Annotated in this window: 5 protein-coding genes and 2 pseudogenes; 2 read left to right on the top strand and 5 right to left on the bottom strand. The window is 45.4% G+C overall.

Annotated elements, in window-relative coordinates:
• From QUA38_RS26190 to purL, 4 genes and pseudogenes are all read right to left on the bottom strand, one after another.
• Positions 1 to 528 (bottom strand): annotated as a pseudogene (locus QUA38_RS26190) (IS630 transposase-related protein); the annotation flags it as partial.
• Positions 529 to 570: 42 nt separating this feature from the next.
• Positions 571 to 870, bottom strand: a complete 300-nt coding sequence (locus tag QUA38_RS26185) for a hypothetical protein (RefSeq protein ID WP_333167079.1) — start codon at positions 868 to 870, stop codon at positions 571 to 573.
• Positions 871 to 1,080: 210 nt separating this feature from the next.
• Positions 1,081 to 1,308: pseudogene (locus tag QUA38_RS26180) on the bottom strand (transposase); the annotation flags it as partial.
• Positions 1,309 to 1,699: 391 nt separating this feature from the next.
• Positions 1,700 to 4,261, bottom strand: coding sequence for a phosphoribosylformylglycinamidine synthase subunit PurL (gene purL, locus QUA38_RS26175; protein ID WP_333167077.1), 2,562 nt, complete (start codon positions 4,259 to 4,261; stop codon positions 1,700 to 1,702).
• Positions 4,262 to 4,397: 136 nt separating this feature from the next.
• Between purL and QUA38_RS26170 the strand changes: the two genes are divergently transcribed.
• A complete protein-coding gene (locus QUA38_RS26170; protein ID WP_333167075.1) occupies positions 4,398 to 5,003 on the top strand; it encodes a pentapeptide repeat-containing protein in 606 nt (201 codons plus the stop codon).
• Between the two features lie 11 nt (positions 5,004 to 5,014).
• Here QUA38_RS26170 and QUA38_RS26165 read toward each other — a convergent pair whose 3' ends face one another.
• On the bottom strand, positions 5,015 to 5,641 hold the full coding sequence (locus QUA38_RS26165; RefSeq protein ID WP_333167073.1) for a Uma2 family endonuclease: 627 nt from the start codon (positions 5,639 to 5,641) through the stop codon (positions 5,015 to 5,017).
• 136 nt (positions 5,642 to 5,777) lie between these two features.
• Here QUA38_RS26165 and QUA38_RS26160 point away from each other — a divergent pair.
• Positions 5,778 to 7,117: DUF3352 domain-containing protein (locus QUA38_RS26160; RefSeq protein WP_333167071.1), on the top strand; the 1,340-nt coding region annotated here is incomplete at its 3' end.

Genomic DNA, 7,117 nt, shown 5'->3' with positions numbered 1-7,117 from the left:
TTCAGTCGAACCGCTACTAGATTTTCTCTTTTCCCCCGTTTTCCTGACTTTTCGCCCCAGATTTTTTTGCCTCTTTTTGACCAGCCAAATGCACAATCTTGAAACTCTTCAAATCCTGACTCATCAATAAAAACCCGACTTTGACTTCCCGATACTTTAATCAATTCTCTCAGATATCTGTAGTATTTCATTCTTGCTTCTCGGTTTCTCTCCTGGTAACCCCGTTCTTTTTTTTTGAGTAATTTTCATTTCTTTAAAAGCATAAGATATGGCACTTAGTCTTACTCCAAACTTCTTGGCTCTGTCGATTAATCTGGCATCTGGATTCTCTTTTACATCCTTTTCTAAGGCTTGCCAATCTAGTTTTCTCTTACGCCTTTTTACCTGTGTGGCTCTAAGGTCGGTCCGACCCAGCCACCGATATATCCTTGCCATTCCTACCTGAAAAAGTCCGGCCGCTTGAGCAATACGACCGCCATTTTCTACATAATCCACTACTCTTTTTCTCAAATCAATACTGTAAGACATTTTCCTAGCGACTTCACTATTTTTATTCATTTTACCTCATTTTTAAATAGTTTCATACTTATTTAAAATGACTATATCTCTTTTTGTCCGATTGCGAGCCTCGATATCGTAAGGGGAAGTAATTAACTGCTTGTGGGGCGTTAAATCATCGGCTTCTGGCCAATAAACTTTGCCTTTGCACCACCCATATTGCTGTATCCAGACACAGCATAAAATTTCTACCGCTTTGAGCTTGCGCAAGCATTCAGGACTCAAAGGGTCATACAAAGCTGATAACAAGTGATGACCATCATTGCCAATAGTCAATGCCAAGCTTTGTTTTTCAGTTTCAGATTTCGGCAAGCGATATTGCTCAAATCTCGTGCCATAACGCTCAAACCTATCCGGATTGACTACTGTTAATAACGATTCATCGGCAACAGTTGCTAACTGATTTAAGGCATGACGTAAAGTTTATCCAACGCATTCTAGGCAGTTCATTTTGCGAAGGGTTCCGATGACATGAGTCAAATTACTTCTGGCTTTCCCTCTTGCTTTGAACCCTCCTCTATCTTAAAAATGTGCTAGCATTCGAGCTAGTAATTGACTTTCACGTCCCGAAGCAATTAATCGAATTCTCCATTCACTTAAAACTGAATAATTAAAACCGCTATCAGTAATTCCTATTCCCAGAGCATACTTCCAATCTATACGACTTCTGACCGCTTTTGCTGCTTGTCGGCCCGTCAATCCCTCGGCAAATTGCATCACACTAATTAATGCTAATTGCCCTGGTGATAAAGCACTTTGACCGCAGTCGGCTCAAAACAAGGTAACAAAGTCACTATCCAAGTACAAGACTCCAAGTTCGTCGCGCATTTTCATATATGGATTTCCTTTGGGAAAGGAGGTTCGTGCTACGGAGGCTGTCATTTCTGGAATCAATGACCTGTCGCGAGGGTGAAGAGTAATAATAAATGATTTAATATGCTGCGTGATTACACAATCATTCTGCCTATTGATGAGAGGCGAATGTATGAGGGGTGATACCCCTCATACATTCGCTAACAGTCTCTTGAAATCGCTACTACACAAACAAAGTCCGCCTTCGCGGACTCAAGAAATGTAACCCGCGAAGGCGGGGTTTCGTCTGTGTAGACGCGGTTTTAACCGCCGTGTGTATGAACTGCGATTAGACAGATGCAATCCGACGCTCGATCGCATTATAGAACCGATCGCCCATCTCACTCATCCCAACCTCAATTAACGCTTGATTGTCAGCACTAAAAACCCGAAAAGCTGATTCAGCCCCGCTAACTAAACCAATTTTATGCCACATTTTGGTCAAATGTTCTTGCAGGTAAGACTCCCAAACTTCTTGATTTTTCGGCGCGACTGAAACTACAATGCAGTTGCCCATTTCACCAAACAAAATTTCATCCCAGCGGCTGACATTTGCTGAATTAAAACTGAGATGAATTTCCGCACCCATTTTAGCAGAGATACAGGATTCCGCGAGGGCGATCGCAATTCCACCTTCCGCACAATCATGGGCAGAACCTACCCAACCTTGCCGAATTCCATCCCGACAAACCGATTGCACTTTTCTTTCCAACTCAAAATCTATCCTTGGCGGTTTCCCAGCTACAATCCCGTGAATAGCCGCTAAATATTCCGAACCTCCCAGAGTAGGAGAAGGTTCCTTTTTTGAGCTTTCAGATGAAAGTTCTGGATTTTGGGATGATTCCCGCATTCCCAGCACATAAATTAAATCACCTTTCTTTAGCCAAGCTTGGCCGCAAATCTTCTTCAAATCAGGAATTAAGCCCACCATTCCGATTACCGGAGTCGGATAAATTGGTTGAGGATTCCCCTCAGCATCAACAGTTTCATTGTAAAGAGAAACATTGCCGCCAGTAACAGGCGTTCCCAACTCCCGACAAGCATCAGCAATCCCGCGACAAGCTGACGCTAACTGCCAATATCCGAGAGGCTTTTCAGGACTGCCAAAATTCAAATTATCAGTAACTGCGAGAGGTTCAGCACCCACACAGCTTAAGTTTCTGGCTGCTTCCGCTACGACTGCTTTTGCACCCTCATAAGGATCGAGATAAACATAACGAGAATTGCAATCAACCGTTGCAGCAACTCCAGGAATAACTCCCAGGGGCGCTTCCTTCTTGCTAAGGGGGGGAGAAACTTTTGGAGTTTCCCTACCTTGTGCCTTTTTAAATAGAGGAATTACCTCTTCTTCCTGTTTGCTTTCGGAAGCAAGAGAAACAGCATTTTCTCTCTGTAGATCCCCCTTAGCAAGGGGGTGTACTTCTAGCCCGTTACCAAGGGAAGATTGGCAGGGTTCTAGCGGACGCAATCTGACTACCGCAGCATCAGCGCCTCCCGGTAAAACAACAGTATTGTTTTGCACTTGATGGTCGTATTGGCGATAAACCCAGCGTTTAGAAGCGATGGTGGGAGTATCTAAAAGCGTCAGCAAAATCTGATTCCAAGTTTGGAAATTACCTTGAACTTCGATACCTGCTGCGGTTGATTTTGGCAGCGAATCCGCCGTCCATTCCCATGCTTTTTTAGCATATTCTGGCGGTTCTGTCAACAATTCTCGGTGATAAATTGGCGTGTTATCTGCCAAAGCAGTCGCGGTAATTTCGGCAGCGATTTTGCCTTTAAAGAGAATTCTGACGATCGGCTTTTCGATAACTGTCCCCGCTACTACCGCGTGCAATCCCCAGCGGTGGAAAATATCGATTAATTCCTGTTCCCGTCCTTTTTGGGCAACAAACAACATCCGTTCTTGGGATTCCGAAAGCAGGTATTCGTAGGGAATCATGCCGCTTTCTCGAACGGGAACTTTGTCTAAATCGAATTCAATGCCGACGCCACCTTTGGCTGCCATTTCTGATGTCGAACAGGTGATTCCGGCTGCACCCATGTCTTGCGCGGCGACGACTGCACCGGTTTTGAATGCTTCTAAACAAGCTTCAATTAAGGATTTTTCTAAAAATGGATCTCCTACTTGGACGGCAGGGCGATCGTCCATTGATTTGTCGGTCAATTCTGCACTGGCAAAACTTGCTCCTCCCATGCCATCTCGCCCGGTAGTTGAACCGACATACAGCACGGGATTTCCGATGCCGGATGCCCCGGATTTTACGATTTCTTGCGTTTCCATTAAACCCAAGGCCATCACGTTAACTAACGGGTTGCCGGAATAAGCAGGATCGAAGTAAACTTCGCCGCCAACTGTGGGTACTCCGATGCAATTCCCATAGTGACTTATTCCTGATACTACGCCTTTGAACAATCTCTGAGTTTTAGCATCGTCTAAGTTGCCGAAACGCAGGGAATTCAAAAGTGCGATCGGACGTGCACCCATTGTGAAGATATCGCGGAGAATCCCGCCGACACCGGTTGCCGCACCTTGGAAAGGTTCGACTGCAGACGGGTGGTTGTGCGATTCAATTTTGAAGGCGAGTTGCAAGCCTTCTCCCAAGTCTACGACGCCGGCATTTTCTCCGGGCCCGACTAGAATACGATCGCCCTCTGTGGGAAACTGTTTTAATAGTGGCCGCGAATTTTTGTAACAGCAGTGTTCGCTCCACATGACGCCGAACATTCCCAATTCAGCTTTATTGGGATGGCGACCTAGACGCTGAACGATTTCTTCATATTCTTCAGGTGTGAGTCTTTCACCGGCAATTTGTTCGGGGGAAAATGGGGATTCGGAGATGGGAGACATGGAAACTCGTTATAAACCACAGGCTTTATTCTAAATGCCCTTTGGTTGGTTAATCTAAAATCTATAATCTAAAATCTATAACCCTAGGTCTTTGGGTTGGTTAATCTAAAATCTAAAATCTAAAATCTAAAATCGAATGACTCAATCTCGAAATCTCAATTTTGCTAACCAAAACTTGCGGAACCGTTCTTTTAAAGGGCTTGACTTGTCAGGGGCGAATTTCAGCGGTTGCGACATTCGAGGCTGCAATTTCACTGGGGCGATTTTGAGGGGGGCAAATTTTCAGGGTGTCAGAACCGGACAAAGCCGCAGGCGGGTGAGAAATTTGATTGCTAGGGCTGGGGTAACGGCGGTTACAGTGACGACGGCTGGGGCTTTGACTGGAGTGATTGCCGGGGCAGATGCGGGGGCTGTGGCGGTCGCCGGAACGGCTGCGACGGCGATTGCTGCGACTCGGGGCGAGGCCGGGATTGTGGCGGGGGCTGTGGCTGGGGCGGCTGCTGCGATCGGGGCTAGCGGTATTGTGACATTTTTGGGCGGAGATACTATCAGGGGAATTGTCTTATTTTTGGTTTCTGGGGTAATTCTTGGGTTAACTGCGATCGGATTTTTTATCGCTGTTGAACAAATAGAAAAATTGTCGATAACGTCGTTTAGAAAAGCTGATTTAACTGATGCTGTATTCGATCCAGGGGCGGTTCTAGATGCCGATTTTTCCGATGCGCGAGGAGTACCTTGGTAGATTCTGCACAATTACTGATCTTTTACCCATTGCCGGAATTTTCGCACTGCTGCGGTGGCGCCTGTAGTTTGACAGCGATCTATAAATTCCTCAACTTTTGCAGTCGGTAGCATTGGGAAAGCCCGGGAAAAATTGCACTCGGCATATTCGCCATTTTGCAATTGATAAAACTTGATGTTCCGTCCGTCGTACCGCCAAATTTCTGGTACGCCTAAATCTGCATATAAATCGAATTGATTTAAGGAACTGCTGGTAATATCAATTTCCAGTGCTAAATCGGGCGGCGGATCTTGAGCAAAGTCTAATTTTGTTCTCTTTCTGACCAGTGCTTCATTCTGGATATAATAGCATGAATCTGGTTCTTTTCCGGCTGCTTTTTGGCGTTTTTTAATAGTCATAGAGCCAAAGGGGTTGTACTCTAGATTGAGTTCTTCTATGAGAGTTACAATTAAGCGAACGATCAGCCGATGGCGATTTTCATGTTCCGGTAGCGGCACCATAATTTCTAATTGACCTTGATGATAAGCAATTCGGGTGGAACGTTTGTTGCCCAGTTCCGCTAGCAGGCTTTCATATAATTGCCAACTGATATTTGGCAGTAAAACTCGCTGTTCGGCGGGCGTTGATATTGTTAGCATTTTACTTGGGTTTTAAAGCTTCAGTATATTTTAGTTGATCTTTTTGTTTTGCGAACTGAACAAAAAGTATCTGCCGACAGCTACGGTCATGCGCTACTCTAGTTAATAATAGACTGTGGTCATTAGTCCTTGTTGTATGAAGCTGCGATCGTTCTTTTCTTTCCTCATTGCTGGCGTCTTGACACTCTTAGGCTTGAGTGCCGGTGGTTTTTACTGGCTGACAACTCAAACTCCCCTGAATTTGCTCGCTGGCGGGCCGACAACTACTCCGGCCGCGGCTGTGTTTGTCTCGAAACAAGCACCTTTGTTAGCATCAATGCTGGTAAATCCCGATCGCCTCGAAGCATTGCGACAAGTTTTTGCCACTCCTGAAGAAAGAAGTCGATCGCACGCAGAATTTGAGCAAATCAAAAAAAGTTTCCTCGCCAATACAGGCTTGGATTACAGTAGAGATATCCAACCTTGGATAGGTGACGAAATTACCCTCGCCTTCACAACGCCAGATTTCGATGGCGACAGCAGCAACGGCCAACAAACCGGGTTTTTGCTAGCCGTTTCATCCCAAAATGCCGATCGCAGCCAAAAATTTCTCCACTCATACTGGCGCCAACAACCTCATGCCGATAAAACAGTTCATTCGGAACTGTATAAAGGCGTTAAAATTAATTACAAACAAGCAACTATAGCGAAGAAAAAATCGGCTTTTATTTCGCCTTTTAACCCGTTTTCTCTGCCGAATTCAACTTTGCCACCCAGCTTCGCAACAGCAGCAATCGGCAGTAATTTAAATTCTGGAACTAACCAAAATTTTGTTTTATTTGCCAATAGCCCCAGTGTGATTAGAGAGGCAATTAATAACGTTGAATCAGCAAACTTAAACCTCAACAATACTCCGGAATACCAAAAAGCTTTGCAGCAGCTAACTCAAGGCAGAATTGCTTTAGCATTTGTCAATCTCCCGCAGTCAGCAACCGACCCCAATCCCCCAGTTTCTCTTAATTCTCTCGCAGTTGCTGTCGGAGTCAACCGACGGGGATTGCTGGCTCAAACTGCTTTAGTGACATCCCGAGAAAACACAGCTTCTCCAACACTCTCAGAACCTGTGCAAGCCTTGCAGTACATTCCCTCAGCCAGTCCTTTCGCGGTCGCCAGCACCGATTTAAGGAATTTTTGGACTGATTTGTCATCGACGGTGTCCACTAATGCAGAAGTCTCAAAATTAGTCGATCGCACCCTGGCAGATATTCAGCAAGTTTGGGGCGTCAACCTGCCGCAGGATATATTTGACTGGGTACAAGGAGAATACGCTTTAGCGGTGCTTCCGAATTCGTCAAATAGTGCCGATTGGATTTTTGCCGCCGAAAACTCTGCTGATACCCAAAAGGCGATAGACAAACTCGATGAAATTGCCCGCAGCAAAGAATACAGCATCGGCAGCTTCACTCTCAGAAACCAGAAAATTACCGCTTGGACGCA

Origin of the sequence: Microcoleus sp. Pol12B4, from assembly GCF_036701385.1 — a bacterium.
Classification (GTDB): domain Bacteria; phylum Cyanobacteriota; class Cyanobacteriia; order Cyanobacteriales; family Microcoleaceae; genus Microcoleus.
This window is presented reverse-complemented; position numbering and strand designations above follow the sequence as displayed.

Bases quoted from the DNA above. Each gene is read 5' to 3' on its own strand.
- purL (WP_333167077.1), bottom strand. From the start codon at position 4,261: ATGTCTCCCATCTCCGAATCCCCATTTTCCCCCGAACAAATTGCCGGT.
- QUA38_RS26170 (WP_333167075.1), top strand. From the start codon at position 4,398: ATGACTCAATCTCGAAATCTCAATTTTGCTAACCAAAACTTGCGGAAC.
- QUA38_RS26165 (WP_333167073.1), bottom strand. From the start codon at position 5,641: ATGCTAACAATATCAACGCCCGCCGAACAGCGAGTTTTACTGCCAAAT.